General features: G+C 44.0%; 13 protein-coding genes. 1 reads left to right on the top strand and 12 read right to left on the bottom strand.

The window, feature by feature from the left end; translation table 11 throughout:
• The first annotated feature begins 93 nt into the window (after window positions 1-93).
• On the top strand, window positions 94-462 hold the full coding sequence (locus CXM95_RS01585; RefSeq protein ID WP_005227140.1) for a BlaI/MecI/CopY family transcriptional regulator: 369 nt from the start codon (window positions 94-96) through the stop codon (window positions 460-462).
• 282 nt (window positions 463-744) lie between these two features.
• Here the strand turns inward: CXM95_RS01585 and ftsY are convergent, their stop codons facing one another.
• The 12 genes from ftsY to recG form a co-directional block, all read right to left on the bottom strand.
• A complete protein-coding gene (ftsY, locus tag CXM95_RS01580; RefSeq protein ID WP_086372538.1) occupies window positions 745-2,037 on the bottom strand; it encodes a signal recognition particle-docking protein FtsY in 1,293 nt (430 codons plus the stop codon).
• A gap of 1 nt (window position 2,038) precedes the next feature.
• On the bottom strand, window positions 2,039-2,857 hold the full coding sequence (locus tag CXM95_RS01575) for a Cof-type HAD-IIB family hydrolase (protein WP_101698778.1): 819 nt from the start codon (window positions 2,855-2,857) through the stop codon (window positions 2,039-2,041).
• A 12-nt stretch (window positions 2,858-2,869) separates the two neighbouring features.
• Window positions 2,870-6,448 (bottom strand): chromosome segregation protein SMC, encoded by a 3,579-nt coding sequence (gene smc / locus CXM95_RS01570; protein WP_086298996.1) that lies wholly within the window; start codon window positions 6,446-6,448, stop codon window positions 2,870-2,872.
• A 15-nt stretch (window positions 6,449-6,463) separates the two neighbouring features.
• Window positions 6,464-7,156, bottom strand: a complete 693-nt coding sequence (gene rnc, locus CXM95_RS01565; RefSeq protein ID WP_005227136.1) for a ribonuclease III — start codon at window positions 7,154-7,156, stop codon at window positions 6,464-6,466.
• 213 nt (window positions 7,157-7,369) lie between these two features.
• On the bottom strand, window positions 7,370-9,154 hold the full coding sequence (locus CXM95_RS01555) for an oligopeptide ABC transporter substrate-binding protein (protein ID WP_008376345.1): 1,785 nt from the start codon (window positions 9,152-9,154) through the stop codon (window positions 7,370-7,372).
• A gap of 16 nt (window positions 9,155-9,170) precedes the next feature.
• Window positions 9,171-10,040 (bottom strand): ABC transporter permease, encoded by an 870-nt coding sequence (locus CXM95_RS01550; protein ID WP_153883525.1) that lies wholly within the window; start codon window positions 10,038-10,040, stop codon window positions 9,171-9,173.
• A 63-nt stretch (window positions 10,041-10,103) separates the two neighbouring features.
• Window positions 10,104-11,060 carry an oligopeptide ABC transporter permease gene (gene opp4B, locus CXM95_RS01545; RefSeq protein ID WP_005227132.1) on the bottom strand — a complete coding sequence of 319 codons (957 nt, stop codon included), beginning with the start codon at window positions 11,058-11,060 and terminating at the stop codon, window positions 10,104-10,106.
• Window positions 11,060-12,004, bottom strand: a complete 945-nt coding sequence (locus tag CXM95_RS01540) for an ABC transporter ATP-binding protein (protein ID WP_005232492.1) — start codon at window positions 12,002-12,004, stop codon at window positions 11,060-11,062. The genes opp4B and CXM95_RS01540 overlap by 1 nt, the downstream gene beginning before the upstream one ends.
• A complete protein-coding gene (locus CXM95_RS01535) occupies window positions 12,005-13,012 on the bottom strand; it encodes an ABC transporter ATP-binding protein (RefSeq protein WP_005232494.1) in 1,008 nt (335 codons plus the stop codon).
• 322 nt (window positions 13,013-13,334) lie between these two features.
• Window positions 13,335-13,577 carry an acyl carrier protein gene (gene acpP / locus CXM95_RS01530; protein ID WP_005227129.1) on the bottom strand — a complete coding sequence of 81 codons (243 nt, stop codon included), beginning with the start codon at window positions 13,575-13,577 and terminating at the stop codon, window positions 13,335-13,337.
• Between the two features lie 110 nt (window positions 13,578-13,687).
• Window positions 13,688-14,707: a phosphate acyltransferase PlsX gene (gene plsX, locus CXM95_RS01525; RefSeq protein ID WP_005232496.1), complete on the bottom strand. Its 1,020-nt coding sequence runs from the start codon at window positions 14,705-14,707 to the stop codon at window positions 13,688-13,690.
• A 45-nt stretch (window positions 14,708-14,752) separates the two neighbouring features.
• Window positions 14,753-16,819, bottom strand: coding sequence for an ATP-dependent DNA helicase RecG (gene recG / locus CXM95_RS01520; RefSeq protein ID WP_254904959.1), 2,067 nt, complete (start codon window positions 16,817-16,819; stop codon window positions 14,753-14,755).
• Between the last annotated feature and the right edge of the window lie 19 nt (window positions 16,820-16,838).

Genomic DNA, 16,838 nt, shown 5'->3' with positions numbered 1-16,838 from the left:
AATTTGATATTTACCTTCAAAATAAAGTATACTGCTTATAGAACAGTAAATTATTATGTCCATATTACTCTTTTTTGAAAGGAAGAATAGTGAATGAAGCCACTTAATCTTACCAAACGCGAACGTCAAATCATGAATATCTTCTGGAATTCAGACAAACCTCTTTCTGCAAATGACATTGCTGTCCAACAGCAAGATCTAAGCAAGAATACCATTCAAGCAGTCGTACGTAAACTAAAAAACCACGACTTATTGAAAGTAGCAGATATCGGCTACAGCGGTACTGTTTTGACTCGGTTGTATTCTCCGAATGTGACCCAAGAAGACTTCTTAGCAGCAGAATTGTCTGATCAATCTTTATTGAATTTGATTACGAACTTTATCGAAACCAATAAAGATATCGATACGTTGAACAACTTGGAAAAAATGATCACTGAGCGCCAAGGGGAACTTAAGAAATAATCTTTCCCCCTCGTTCAACTCGTTGTATTCTGCCTGATACTTCCCAAAGTTTTTAGACAGCGCAGAAGAAAACGAATCGTTCAAACTGCTTTTCCTGATTTTTGGCAAAGTCGTGCATCGCTGTACCCACATTTGCCACGCCAAGTGTTCTCAGCTTTCCGTCACAAGTCAAGCTCATGGAAAGAGACGACGACCCGTTTTCTCTTCCCTTTGATCTCACAAAAGCAACAATAAAGGAGAGCCATGTGCAGGTATTTGACCTGACACAGGGCTCTTCTTTTTTTATTCTTTGATCAAGCCTTTGAATAAGCCGACGACAAATTCATTTGGATCAAATGGTTCTAAATCGTTGATGCCTTCTCCAAGTCCCACTAATTTGACTGGCAGCCGCAGCTCGTTACGGATCGCCAAGACGATCCCTCCTTTAGCTGTGCCATCAAGTTTGGTTAAGACGAGGCCAGAAACATCCGTCGTCTCTTTAAACTGTTTTGCTTGATTCATGGCATTTTGCCCCGTTGTTGCATCCAACACGAGCAAGACTTCATGAGGGGCCGTTGGGTCCACTCGCTGAATGATCCGTTTGATTTTTTCTAATTCGTTCATCAAATTGACTTTGTTTTGCAAACGACCAGCGGTATCTACTAATAAAACGTCAGCATTTTCTCGTTTTGCGCGCTCCATCGCATCAAACACAACCGCTGCTGGATCGCCTCCTGCATTGCCACGAACGACTTCAACCCCAGCCCGTTCACCCCAGACCACTAATTGATCGATGGCACCGGCACGGAAAGTATCCGCTGCAGCCAATAAGACTTTCTTGCCTTCGGCTTTGAATTGATGGGCTAATTTCCCGATGCTGGTGGTTTTTCCAACACCGTTCACGCCAACAAATAAAATGACGGTCAACCCCGGTTGCATGTTCAACTCGTTGACTTCACCGACACCCGCTTCCCCATATAGGTCAACCAATTTTTCGATGATGACATTTTGGACATCTGCCGTTTTCTTCACATTACGCAATTTGACTTCTTGTCTCAATGAATCCGCGATCTTCATCGCCGCATCAAAGCCGACGTCTGCGCCGATCAGCGTTTCTTCCACTTCTTCGAAGAAGTCTTCGTCCACCGTACGGAAGTTGGCAAACAATTCGTTCATCCGTTGCCCAAAGGTTTTCCGTGATTTCGTCAATCCTTTGGTGTATTTGTCCTGCACACTTTCCGTCTCTGGCGCTGCTTGAAGGATTGGTTCAGAAGCTGGTACTTCCTCTGATGGTGTATCCTTAGCCACTTCTTCTGGAATACTTGGTGCTTCTTCTCCTTTATTCGCTGTCGTTGCTTCTTGCTGCGGGGACACTTCCGCAGTTTCTTGCTCTGCCTCCAAATCACTGGAGTCGGCGGCTTCTGCAGGTGCCACTGGTTCTGAAGCGCCTTGTTCAGCAGGAGTTTGTGCTGGCTGGCTTTCTTCTGAACGCTGTGCCTCTGGTGAGTCAGCATCGACTATCGGTTTGTCGATTTCTTGCTCTGCTTCTTTGGTTTCTCCAATCAGCGCTTTTTTGATTTTGTCAAAAAATCCCATCTTACGCACCTCCTTTTAAGACATATTCTTCAATCACTGCTGCCACACCGTCTTCTTGGTTTGAAAGGGTGACAACGTCAGCCGCTTCTTTAATGATTGGCACGGCATTGGCCATCGCTACGCTAATCCCTGCATAGCGAATCATCGGCAAGTCATTTTCTTCATCACCGATCGCCATCACTTCTTCTTGCTTGATCCCTAAATCTTGCGCCAATAGGCTGATACCATAGGCTTTGGTGATTCCTTTAGGCATAAATTCCAACAGGTTATTCCGGCTTTTGATGATTTCATATTTCTCGCGGATCTCTGAGGAAATCTCAGGGATCTTAGGATCCAAAACTTCCTGATGGTAGGCGATCACCGCTTTATTATAGAGCATCGATTCATCCAGATCAGCTACGGCAAAAGGACGACAATCCAATAAAGGATTCAAGGAGCCATAAATCGATGGATGCGCTGCTGAAGTCGGCAAACTCAAGACGATCTCTTCTGATACCACGTCTAGAGGCAAATTTAAGTCTTCCGCCACTGAAACCAATTCATGGATATCTGCCAGCTGCATCGCTGCTTTTTCAATGATCTCGCCAGTCTCATTTTTTTGAACCAAACCGCCGTTAAAGGTGATGCTATAGTCGCCGGGTTCTTTCAGCGATAATTCTTCTAAATAGGGACGGATCGCCCGTAATGGACGTCCCGTACAAATGACGATTTTTACGCCTTGTGCTTTGGCACGAGCAAGTACCTCTTTGTTGCGAGGAGTCACTTCTTTTTTGTCATTCAATAACGTTCCGTCTAAATCGATCGCAATCAGTTTAATCATACCATTCCTCCTCTATGCTTGATCTGCTGCAAAACTACCGCCTTCACGCACTTCTTCTAAGCGCACGGACACGGTCTTCGACACTCCAGATTCTTGCATGGTCACACCATACAACACATCTGCTGCCTCCATCGTTCCTTTACGGTGAGTTACGACGATAAACTGTGTATCATTTTGGAAAGCACTCAAGTAATGACCGAAACGAGAGACATTGGCTTCATCCAATGCTGCTTCCACTTCGTCAAGCACACAAAACGGTACTGGACGAACTTGAATAATGGAAAACAATAACGCAATCGCAGTCAGTGCCCGTTCGCCCCCTGATAGCAAGCTGAGGTTTTGCAATTTCTTGCCCGGTGGTTGGGCTTCGATCTCAATCCCAGTGTTCAATAAATCTTTCGGATCTGTTAAGACTAATTCCGCATGACCGCCGCCAAACATATTAGGAAATACTTGTTTGAATTGCAGACGAATCGCATCGAAGACTTCGCCGAAACGGGTTTTGACTTCTTCATCCATTTCAGACATCGTATCAAACAGCTGTGCTTTAGCCGACAGCAGATCGTCTCGCTGACTCGTCAAGAACAAATGCCGTTGATTGACTTGCTCATATTGTTCGATCGCATTTAAATTGACTGGACCAATTTGTTCGATCGCTTGTTTTAGTTCCTGAATGTCGACTTTGGCTTGATCTGCATCCTCGATTTCAGAAAAATCTTGCGCTGCCTTTTCAAAGGTAAGATTGTATTCTTCTTGTAAATACAACAAGCGATTGTCCATCACCAATTCTGCGCGATTTTTTTCGATCTCAACTTCAGTTTTTTCTGACAGCTTTTCTTTTTGCGTTAAGTTTTCAGCACTCAGGGCTTCGTCTAATGCGCCGATTTCTTGTTGAACCACTTGCCGTTGTTCACGAATCACCGTCAATTCCGCTGTTACCTGCTGCTTGGTTTTTGTGAATGCTTCAATTCGCTGAAGAATGTTTTCTTCTGAGAACTCATGATCGCTGACGTTACTTGTCAAGGCAGCTAACTGCCGTTCTAAGGAGTGCTGACGCGCTTCGTTTTCTTCCAATGCTTGATTCGTAGCGGCAATTTTTTGCTGCAAATGCGCCACTTGTTCTTTTTGAACGGCGAAAGCTGCCTGCAAGCGCGCACTTTCTTGTGCTAAGGTTTGGCGTTTTTCCTCGATCAAGTCTTCTTCGGCATTCATTTGATGAATATCTTGATCGATTTTCGCCAATTGCGCCGCAATATTCTTTTGCTGTTCTTCCAAACTCGTCTTCTTCTCATCATATTCTTCAAAGAAGGCTTGCACTTCGCGATGTTCAAAATCAAACACTTGCTGCTCTTGCTTCAAGCGGCTCAGGTCATTCTCAAGATTTTGTAAGCGGCTTTGCAGCTCATGCTCCGTCATGCGAGCCTGTTCCCCTTGCGTCCGCAATTCTTCTAGTGCTGCTTGTGCTTCTTTGGTCGCTGCTTCAAAATGCTGGACTTGCTTTTCCGTTTTTAAAAGCCGCTCATCCAGTTGCGCCGCTTGTGCCGTCAATTGTTGCAGCTCATTGCTTTGGCTAAACAAACTACCGGCATTTTTCTTCGTTGCGCCACCCGTCATGGAACCGCCAGCATTCATGACATCCCCTTCTAAGGAAACGACCCGATAGCTATAGTTCAATGCCCGTGCTAACGCATTGGCACTTTGCAAGTCTTCGGCAATCAAGATACTACCTAACAAGTTATCCGTAATGGTTTGAACGTGTTCAGACGACTGTACCAATTCGCTGGCAACACCGATAAAGCCAGACACTTGCTTGGCTTGATTGCGGGCATAATCTGGCAAATGACGGGCTTTGATGGTCGTCAACGGTAAGAAAGTGGCACGACCGCCGCGATTTTCTTTCAAATACGTGATGGCTGACCGTGCATCTCGTTCATTTTCAACGACGACATGCTGTGCAGCGGCGCCTAGTGCGGTCTCGATCGCCACGGTATAGTCTTGTGGCACATCGATCAACTCCGCTACTGCGCCAACGATGCCGCTGATTTGCTGTTTGTTTTTCAAAATCAAGCGAACGCCTTGATAGAAGCCGCTATAATTTTCTTGAATGTCTTGCAGACTGCGCTGTTTCGCTCGTACCTGCTGCACTTGACTCATTAACTGATACATTTTCTTTTGTTCTTCATCAAAGCGTTTTTTGTTGGTCTGAGCTTTTTCTTGAAGATGGATGTATTGCTTGCGTTGTTCTTCTAAAATCACCTTAGCCTGCGTTAGCTGCTCTTCCACGATTTGCGCTTCCGTCGTCTTTTCTTTCAACGACGTATTCATTTGCGTCTGCTTGCTTAACGCCGTTTGATTTTTCGCGGCTTCTTGCTGGTATTGACGCTCCAAGTATTTCAATTCGTTTCCGATCGTTGCCTGCTCTTGCATGGCTTCGACATATTGGCTACGCAATTCTTCAATGATTTCTTTTGCTGAACGTTGGTACTTTTCCTGCTCTTGCTGACACGCCAGCATCGCTGCTTCAACTTCCTGCACACTACGATTCTTTTGTGAAAGCAAGCCAATCAGTTCTGCTTTTTCTTCATTTAAAAGTGTGACCCGTTCCGTGACTTCCTCTAAGGTTTCTTGGTATTCCGCGGAGCTTTTTTGCGTATGTTTTGATCGTTCATCCAAGACTTCTTTTTGTCCTTCAGCTTGCTTCAGTCCTTCGGTAACCTCTAAAAGCTGCTGATTCAAACGCTCCAACGTTTCATCAAAGGCGGTACGTTGTTGTCGCAAAGAATGTAGCGACAGTTCCCCTTGATTGATCTTTTCGGAAATCTGCGCCAGTTCTTGGTTAAAGGTACTCAGTTGAGCTTTGGCTGTCTCCCACGCTTCTTTTGCTTTCGTGATCTCTAAGACCGCATAGGCCACATCAACCGTCGTCAATTTTTCTTTTAACGCTAAAAAGCGATTGGCTGCGTCACTTTGGGCTGCCAAAGGCACCAACTGATCTTCTAGTTCATAAATGATATCTTGTAGACGGCTTAAATTGTCTTCCGTTTCAAACAACTTTTGCTCGGCTTTCTTTTTCCGCTGTTTGTACTTCAATACCCCCGCCGCTTCTTCAAAAATCCCACGACGGTCTTCTGGTTTGCTGCTGAAAATTGCTTCTACCTTGCCTTGGGAAATGATCGAAAATGATTCTTTCCCCAACCCAGAATCCATGAATAACTCTTGGATGTCCTTTAAGCGGCAAGCTTGTTTATTTAAGAAAAAGTCGCTTTCGCCGGTTCTTCTCAAGCGGCGAGTCACGCTGATCTCACTGTAATCCATCGGTAAGTAATGATCGCTATTGTCTAAAACGATCGTCACTTCCGCTATATTTAGCGCTCTGCGGGTGTCAGAACCTGCAAAAATAACATCAGGCATTTTGCCACCACGTAGATTTTTGGCAGATTGTTCTCCTAAAACCCAACGAATCGCTTCGGTAATATTGCTCTTGCCGCTGCCATTTGGTCCGACGACTGCAGTCACACGATGTTCGAAATCAATGACTGTGCGGTCGGCAAAGGATTTAAAGCCGGCAATCTCTATTCGTTTTAAATACACTCCGCCAGTCCTCTCTTACTGTTCAAGATCTGCCAAGGCATTCGCCGCGGCGTCCTGTTCTGATAATTTCTTCGATTTTCCTTGTCCTTTTCCGATCAAGGTATCATCGCAATAGACTTCCGTCCAAAAAATCCGTTCATGGGCGGGGCCTGCTTCTTTGATCAAACGATAGTTGATGGAAACATCGCCGCCACGCTGCAAGACTTCTTGCAAGCGGGTCTTGTGATCCATCTCATGGGAAAAAGCACCTGCTTTTACTTTTGGAAAAACAACTTTCGTCAAAAAGCCGCTGACACTTTCCAGTCCTTGGTCCAAGTATAACGCACCTAAAAAGGCTTCAAATAGATCACAAAGCAAAGAAGGTCGTTTACGACCGCCAGAGTTTTCTTCCCCTTTGCCTAGACGAATGTATTCATCGAATCGGCAATCTTTGGCAAACATGGATAAACTGTCTTCGCGAACGATTGCCGCCCGTAGCTTCGTCAGCTTACCTTCGGGCAGATCTGGCAATTCACGATACAAATACCGTGAAACGATCAACTCTAAGACAGCATCGCCCAAAAATTCTAAACGTTCGTTATCTGACAAGTGCAAGTTGCGGTGCTCATTCACATAAGATGAATGCGTAAACGCTTGTTCAAGCAGATCTACATCATGGAACACAATATCAAACTTTTCTTTTAGTTCTTTCGTTAATTGTGTATTCATTTGTCACATTCCTTCATTAGTTTATCGACACTTCCCTATTATACTGGTTTTTGCCGAATTATGAAATGTTTCCTCCAAATTCTTGGAAAGACCGTAATAAAATTTTATCTACTTATTCTTCTCCTGTATAAAAAAAGCCTGTTTTCCTCAGATACCTGCAAAAAAACAAGAAAAAAGACGTCCCAGAAAGGACGTCTTTTCATCGATCATTGATTAACGAGATTCAGCTGTAACTGAAATTGTTGCCCAAGGATTGTAATTCACATCATAGGCCCATGTGAAGTCTTTGACACGATTTGATACAGGTAACACCGCACTACGGTAAAGTGTTGGGATAACAAATGCTTCATCAGCAGCATATTCTTGCCATGCATCAAACGCTTCTTTACGTTTTGCTTCGTCAAACGAATCTTTTGAATCGATTGCTTCTAGCAATTTCGTATTTTCTTCTGATTCAAAACGAGTGTAGTTGAACGCAGAGTTAGGTCCATACAAGCCCATTGGTGATGGGTCATAGCCAGTATTCCATGCACCTTGGTAAACATCAATCTCAGGATCATCATTTTCCAATTTGTCATAGAATGCTTGGAAGTCGATCAAGCGACCTGTTGTGTATTGTACATCAAGTCCGATTTCATTCCATTGTTGGATGTAGTAATCTGCTAACGGTTGTGCTGTTTCGCCACCGGACATTGAAGCAAAGTTGATGGTCAATTTCTCACCATTTTTGTCTTCACGCATACCGTCGCCATCGACATCTTTGTAGCCAGCATCATCAAGTAATTGATTTGCTTTGTCGATGTTTAAAGTATAACCTTCAACATCTGTATTGTGTAATGAGCCAAATACTGGTGGGATCAATGTCGTTGCATTTGTACGCAAGCCATTGTAGAAACGGCTTCCGACAGCATCATTATCTAATGCATACCCCATTGCTTGACGCAATGATTTGTCAGCCATTTTTGAATCAGGATTATATTCTACTTTTCCTTCATCAGCATTCCATTTACCTAATTTGAAACCTAAATAGGTGTAAGCAGTATCTGTTCGGCCTAAGATTTGATAACCATCAGTATCTTTATAAGTAGGATACGTATCTGTCGGCATTGATAAAGCCATATCATATTGTTTTGCGTTCATCGCTTCAACAATAGATGAAGTTGGAACTGCTTTAAATGATAATTTATCTAGTTTTGGCTTATCTCCATAATAGTATTCGTTTGGAACGTACTCTACGGATTCACCAGCTACGATATTTGACATTACATATGGTCCGAAGACGATTGGATTTTTACGAACTTGATCGCTTGATTCCATATCTTTGACTTCGATTCCTTCAAAGGCGTGTTTTGGTAATGCAGAAGCCCAAATACCACCACCTGCTTGCATCATACCAGGGTGAACTTCTTTGTATTCGATTTTAACGACTTTGTCACTTTCTTTGGTGATACCAGAAATAGTATCAGCTTTGCCATCATGGTAATCTTCCATACCAACAATGTTAGTAAAGTTACTATCATAACGAATACCAGTATAATCTTTGTTACCAATTACTTCGTATGTGAAGATGATATCATCTGCCGTAACATCTTCGCCATCAGACCATTTCAGGTTGTCGCGTAAAGTAATTGTTGCTGTGTTGTTGTCTTCATCTAGCTCAAGATTTGCAGCCCCGCCGTCAACAATTTTGAAATCAGCGTCATTGACGAATAAACTTTCATTACTTGGCAACATAAATTGTGCATCATAGTTATCTTGATAAAATTCTGTTTGGAACAACCCTTGGAATTGCGTATCCATCACTACTGCAACATCCAAAGTACCACCTTCGATTGCCTCTGCATCATTGCTAACTTCGATTGGGAAGTTGCTTACATCTTCCGTATCGTTTGCTGCATTGCCGCCACCAGAAGAATCGGTTCCGCCGCCGTTGCTGCCACAAGCTGCCAATGCTAACACTGACAAAAGAGTGACCATACCAAAAATATTTTTCTTCATCCTGTATCCTCCTTGTTTATCCTAGTCGTTGACGCGCATCCGCTGAACGCTTAAATGCTTGACCAACGTAATTGATACTCAACATCAAGACTAAAATTAGAATTGATGCGGGTAACCAGATCCACTGTCTGTTGACCAGCACATCACCGCTGCTGGCATATCCGATCAGTGTTCCCAAACTTGGAACATTGGTCGGCAGACCAAAACCTAAGAATGTTAGTGTCGTTTCAATACCGATATTCGCTGCAAAGTTCATTGTTAAGTTGGTGATGATCAATGAGCTAAGGTTCGGCATGATTTCGCGGAACATGATGACAAAGTCATTGGTTCCGAGGGTTTTCGATGCACTAACATAGTCGCGACGGCCTTCTGAAAGGGTCTTACTTCGGAAGAGCCTTGCTTTTCCGACCCAGTAAAAGGCACTCATGACCCATATAAAGGTCCAAACGTTATAACGAGGTACGATCGATACGATAACGATAATGATCAACATGATCGGCAAAATCATAACGAAGTCAACGATACGCATCAAAATGTTATCAATGATGCCGCCGTAGTAACCTGAGATGATCCCTAATCCGACCCCAACGATCGACGTAATGATCGTGATTGAAAAACCAATCAAGATTGAGTTACGCGCACCGATGATCAATTGTCCCCAAACATCACGGCCACCTTCATCCGCCCCTAAAAGGTAGGTGCCGCCGTTTGGCGAAATCGCGCCAGGTACAGCATATTTATCAAGGATGCTGACACGCATCACTTGTGATTGATCGATAACTGCCGAGCCGATAAACACGAATAATAAAACTGCGACTAACAAAACTAATGAAAAAATCGCCATTTTATCTTTTAAGAATTCGCGAAAAATCATTTTCAATCCCATAGGCGGGATGCTCTCTTGTTTTAGTACTTTTTCTTTCTTTTCAGACACATTTATCCCCTCCTATTACTGGATTCTGATTCTTGGATCGACAATACTCATGATGATATCTGACAGCAGCGTACCGATCAAGGTCGCTAGTCCTAAGATCAATGTCAGTGAAGTGATCACGGCATAGTCCCGTTGGACGATACTATCGATAAACAGTTTTCCGACACCTGGGTAGGCGAAGATTTTCTCAATGACCACAGAACCTGCGATCAATGACGTGATCTCGTAGCCCATTTGTGATGCGATCGGCAACGATGCATTCCGGAAAACGTGACGTGAGAAGACTTTGTTCGTTGGTACCCCTTTTGAACGAGCGGTACGAACGAAATCCAATGATTTCGAATCAATGACTTCACTTCGCAAGTATTGGATCGTCACTGCTGTTCCTAATAATGCAGAAGTGATTGCCGGTAATAGTAGGTGATACAAGCGACTCCAAAACTCAGCCATGCCGCTGACCCCCGGTGCAACGGAACCACCCGTTGGGAACCAAGCCAATCGGTAACCGAAGATGAACAATGCGATCAACGCAAAGATAAACAACGGTACGGCGAAACTGAAGAAGTTGTAAACAACGACGACTTTATCAAGCAATGAATTTTGGTAACGTCCTGCCCACATCCCTAAAGGAATGGCAATCACGTAAGTCAAAATGACCGTCAATAAGGATAACCACAATGTATTGCTGATACGTCCTGCTAATAATGTTGAAACAGGCAATTTAAAGATGAAGCTTTGTCCAAAGTCCCCTTTTAAGGCATTTCCGATCCAACGGAAATACTGGGTATACCATGGGTCATTCAAACCAGCGGCTTCACGCATCCGCTCAATAACAGCTGGATCTTGGTTTGGATTGATCAAACCAGTAAATGGATCCCCAGGCATTGCTTGTGCGATCAAGAAAATCAAGATACTCAAAATAATGACTTGTGGGATCATCAACAACAAACGACGTAGAATTGTTTTCCACATTATTCAGCACCCCCGTTTTTCAATGCGACTTGGTGCGACTCGGTGATTTTACGCAAGTCATACACTCTGCCAGATTCGTCGTAGTAATCTTTTTGATGGGTCACATATTCCAACTCGACCTTGCGGCGGTTTTCTTTGTGAGCATCGCGATTTTTTACGTCGATTTGAGGAATCGCTGATAATAAACGTTTTGTATAGATGTGACGCGGGTCTTGGTAGATATCTTCCCGTGTCCCGATCTCAACGAAGCGGCCTTTGTACATGATGGCGATATTGTCGCACATATGTTTTACGACCCCTAAGTCATGAGAGATAAATAAGAAACTTAAGCCGAATTCTTGCTGGATCCGTTTCATAAAGTTCAGTACCTGTGCTTGCACGGATAAGTCAAGAGCTGAAACCGGCTCATCGGCGACGATCAGTTTTGGATTGGAAGCTACCGCACGGGCAACCCCTAACCGTTGACGTTGTCCGCCAGAGAATTCATGCGGATATTTGTATAGGGCATCTTCTGGCATCCCAACGATATCCAACAAACTTTTCACACGTGTTTTCTCTTCTTGATCGCTTAAGCGTTCAAAGTTGCGCAATGGTTCTGCGATAATGTCCACCACACGTTTTTTAGGATTCAAGCTAGACATTGAATCTTGGAAAATCATTTGGACATCTTTGTTGTAGTTCATTTTCTTGCGGACAGAACGTTTAGTCACGTCTTGCCCATCATAAATAATTTCGCCGCTAGTGATTTTTTCTAACCCAACGATAGCTTTCCCAGTTGTGGATTTACCAGAACCAGACTCACCAACCAATCCGTAGGTTTTTCCTTTTTCAATGACGAAGTCCACACCATCAACGGCGTACACGTGATCCGTGACGCGGTTGAAGAATCCGCTGCGAATAGGATAGTGGACTTTCAGATCTTTGATTGTAATTAATTCTGTCATCTACACTTCTCCTTCTTCGTCTCTAAAATGAAAATGCTTGTAGCATGTGCAACGGACCAAATGATCAGGTGCTACTTCATGCAAGACTGGGTTTGCTTCGTGGTCGCTTTCAGGGATCCAAGGAATCCGTGCAGCAAACCGACAACCAGTCCGAGGCATATTTTTCAAGGAAGGAACCACCCCTTCGATCACATGCAGTTCACTGTCTTGAGAATTTTCTTGAGGGATCGAGTTAAGCAATGAGCGGGTGTATGGATGTTTCGGATTGGCAAACAACTCTTCGGCTGATGCGACTTCCACAAACTGTCCCCCATACATTACGGCTACTCGGTCGGCCATCTCTGCTACGACACCTAAATCGTGGGTGATCAAAATGATCCCCGTTTGCGTTTCTTCTTGCAAATCTTTTAGTAGATCAAGGATCTGTGCTTGGATCGTCACGTCCAACGCTGTCGTTGGCTCATCCGCAATGATGATTGGCGGTTTACAAGCAATCGCGATCGCGATGATGACCCGCTGACGCATCCCACCAGACAATTCATGAGGGTATTGACGTCCTACACGTGGCGGATTTGGAATCCCAACTTGTTCTAATAATTCTAATGCTCGTGCTTGGCGCTGTTCGGCATTCATATCTGTATGATAAGACAAACCTTCTTTGATTTGGTCTTCGATCCGCATCAACGGATTCAGTGCAGACAACGGATCTTGGAAAATCATCCCAATATCATTTCCGCGAATTTTGTTGTATAACGTTTCATTTAAGTTTGACAAGTTTAAATCTTTATATAAGATTTCCCCAGTGATTTTCGTGTTGTTTGGGTCATGTAGCCCCATGATCGTTGTAGCCAACGTACTTTTTCCGCAACCAGATTCTCCTACGATTGCTAAGATCTCATTACGATCCAGTGTAAAAGAAATACCATCTACTGCGTCATAGTAATCGTCTTTGATACGAAAACCTGTGTGAAGGTTTTGAACATCTAGTAATTGATTATCTCTGGACAATCGAATACCCCTCTCTACTTTCTAAGATGTCTTGCGTTTTAATGTAAAAAAGAAGGAACATGCATTTCATTTCCAAAAGCTTTCTTAACATTGTATAATATATTCTTAATAATTATATAGAAATGCTAACAATAATGCAAGTCCCAGAAAACTTAATACACTGAATTTTCAGAAAATTTACATTATGCTTCCAACGCCGTCATGTCAGGTTTAACGATCGTTTTTTTGATTTCGATTCTAAAGAAAAACTGCCCAAATCACAGCGGATCAATTATGAGAAAGAAAGAGCTAAGTCATCTAGGACTTAGCTCTTATGTCTGTCTTAAGCAAGATGGCTTGAAATATAATCAACCGCTCCACCGACTGTTTCGATCTGCTCGGCATCTTCATCAGAAATCTCGGTACCAAATTCATCTTCTAGTTCAAGGACGAATTCCATCACACTGATCGAATCAGCGTTCAAGTCGTCTTTAATGCTCATCGTATCCGTTACGTTCTCTGCGTCAATTTCAAAATGATTGGCGATCACGACCGCAACTTTCTTGAATACTTCATCTCGTGTCAACTGGCTTCACCTCCACGCGTTTGCACAAAACATAGAATGGCTAACAAACATTGTACTGCTTTCTATGCTTTTTGTCTAGATTTTTTTGCAATTTCATTACAATGATTGCATTATGATTGCGTTTCGTCTTTTGCAGCCGGCATTTCTTCAAAGTGGGCGACCAATTGTGCCACGACATCTGTTGCTAGCATCGTATGGATCTGCTTGATGGTGTACGCTACCGCTTCTGGTCCTGTCGCACCATGGGTTTTGATGACTGGTGCTTTCAAACCAAACAATACGGCCCCGCCATGTTTCGCATAATCCATTTCATTTTTCACTTTCCGCAATGCATCTTTCAGTAACAATGCGCCTAATTTTCCTTTGGTACCTGAATCAAGAATCGATTGTTTCAACAACGCCATCAAGTTCAAGGCGGTTCCTTCGATCGATTTCAAAACAGCGTTCCCAGTAAAGCCATCTGTCACGACGACGTCAGCTGCACCATCCAGTAATTCCCGGGCTTCGACATTGCCGATAAAGTGGATCGTAGGATCCGCTGACAGCAGTTCAAAGGCTTTTTTCGTTAATTCACTACCTTTGGTTTCTTCCGTTCCGTTATTTAATAAGCCGACCCGTGGTCGATTGATCCCACGAACTTTTTGGGCGTAAAAGGATCCTAAGACGGCATAGTTTGCCAAATGTTCTGGTTTATTGTCGGCATTGGCACCTAGATCCAGCATATCAAAGCCAGCATCTTTGCCGATCACTGGCATTGTGGACATTAATCCTGGACGATCGATTCCTTTGATCCGACCGACGATAAACAAACCAGCCGCTAACAAGGCACCGGTATTTCCAGCTGAAAAAATCGCATCTGCTTCGCCATTTTTCACTGCTTGTGCCGCTAAGACCATTGAAGCGGTTTTTTTCCGTCTGATTGCTTTGACGGGTTCGTCATCACTATTGATTTTTTCATCTGTGTGGATGATAGTGACATTTTTATCATCCGTCATGTATTTTTTGATTTCATTTTCTTTTCCGTAAAGGAGGAATTCAATCTCTGGAAAGTCTTTTTTCGCCAGCATGACTCCTTCTACGATCGCTTTTGGGGCGTTGTCTCCGCCCATTGCATCAACAGCAATCCGCATCTCGCTGCCACTCCCTTCATTTTCCCAATCAGTATAGCATATTCTTTAATCAAAAAATTGTTTGTCTGCTTTTTTTGCTGCCAAATAGTTCGCCAATGCCGAAAATTCTGGCAACAGCTGCCAGCTGTTTTTTTGCCAAAGCTGGGTAGCTTCGACTTGTGCCACTTCTAGAATATGGGCATCCGCGACCAAATCGGCAGCCGCAAACTCTGGCAAGCCCGATTGTCGATTGCCGAAGACTTCTCCTGGCCCCCGCAACTGCAGGTCTTTTTCGCTGACTACAAAGCCGTTGGTGGTTTCTGTCATGATTTTCATTCGTTCGACCCCCGTCTCATTTTTCGGGTTCGCGATCAAAATACAGTAAGAAGCATCGGCGCCGCGTCCTACCCGTCCACGTAATTGGTGGAGCTGGGCTAATCCGAAACGATCAGCATCGATGATCAGCATCACTGTCGCATTGGGAACATTGACCCCTACTTCGATGACCGTCGTGGAAACCAAGATCTGCAGTTGATTTTCTTTGAATGCTTCCATAATAGTGTCTTTTTCTTGATTCTTCATTTTCCCGTGCAACATCCCTACTTGATAGGTTGGGGAAAAATAACTTTGCAGCTGCTCATAAATCTCCGTGGCATTCTTGACATCCAGCATTTCGGATTCTTCGATCAAAGGACAGATGACATACATCTGATGCCCTTGGGCCAATTCTTTTTGCGCCCACTCTAAGATCGATTCAAACTGCGGTGGCCGGACCCAGCGAGTCTCTACAGGAATCCGTCCTGCCGGCATCTCATCGATCACCGAAACATCCATTTCGCCATAAGCCGTGATCGCTAGCGTACGAGGGATCGGCGTGGCGGTCATAAAGAGTACATCAGGCAGATAGCCTTTTTCCCTTAAGACTTTTCGCTGATTAACCCCGAAACGGTGTTGTTCATCGGTGATGACTAAGCCAAGATGTGCAAAGTCTACCCCTTCTTGGATCAGCGCATGGGTCCCAACGATGATGTCGATCTCCCCAGCTGCTAATTGTTCTAAGATGACCCGCCGTTCTTTTGGTTTGGTCGAGCCTGTTAAAAGAGCGGTGGTCACTTCTAAGGGGTCAAAGAGTTGATTCAAGCTCTCTAGGTGCTGTTGGGCCAAAATCTCAGTCGGCACCATCAGTGCGCCCTGAAAGCCAGCCGTCATCGTAGCATAGAGGGCGATCGCCGCAACGACTGTTTTCCCGCTCCCTACATCTCCTTGCAAGAGCCGCTGCATGTGCTGCGGACTTTTCAGGTCATGGCAGATTTCATTGGTCACGCGCTTTTGCGCATTCGTCAATTCAAAGGGCAGTTTACGAGTAAATTCTTTCAAGCGTTGCACATCATAATCGATCGCCAAGCCGTTTTTCTCGGCTTTTTCGCTTTTCTTCAGTCCTTGGATCTGCATTTGGAACAAAAAAAACTCTTCAAAAATCACCCGACGCTTCGCTTGATGGCTCTCTTGGGGATCTTTGGGAAAATGCATTGCAAACATCGCGGATTTTCGATCCAACAACCGATATTTTTCGATCAATGACAAAGGCAAGATCTCCGTGATCTGATCACCAAAATCAAGGAATGCCTGTTTGATCAGTTCGATCAACACACTTTGACGCACGGCTTTATTGACATGATAAATTGGGGCAAAGTCTTCTGCGCTCTTGCTGCCGAGAATTTTCATTCCCGTCAGTCCTTTGCGTTTGGCGTCCCATTTGCCATAGACGGCGATCTCTTCTGAGACCTCTACTTTATCCTTCAAATAAGGCTGATTGAAAAAGGAGACATTAAAGACATCGTGGTCTTGCATCATGCGAAATTGCAACCGACTTTTCTTGTAACCAAAGCGATTGACGACCGGTGGGGAAACGACGATCCCCTTGATCGTTACTTTTTCTTGGTCTTGAATCTCCGCTAATTGCCGTTCTTGAATGTCTTCATAACGAAACGGGTAATACTTTAGCAGGTCTTCGATGGTTTCGATTCCTAAACTCGCCAAGTCTTGGGCGCGTTTTTCTCCGACACCCTTTAATACCGTAAGTGGCTGATTCAGCATAGGTACCCTCCTTTTCCAAAAGTGATTTTGATTCATTGCAGGGGTTCCTGCATTC

The organism is Enterococcus sp. CR-Ec1 (assembly GCF_002850555.1).
In the GTDB taxonomy this organism is placed as follows: Bacteria; Bacillota; Bacilli; order Lactobacillales; family Enterococcaceae; genus Enterococcus_D; species Enterococcus_D entomosocium.
This window is presented reverse-complemented; position numbering and strand designations above follow the sequence as displayed.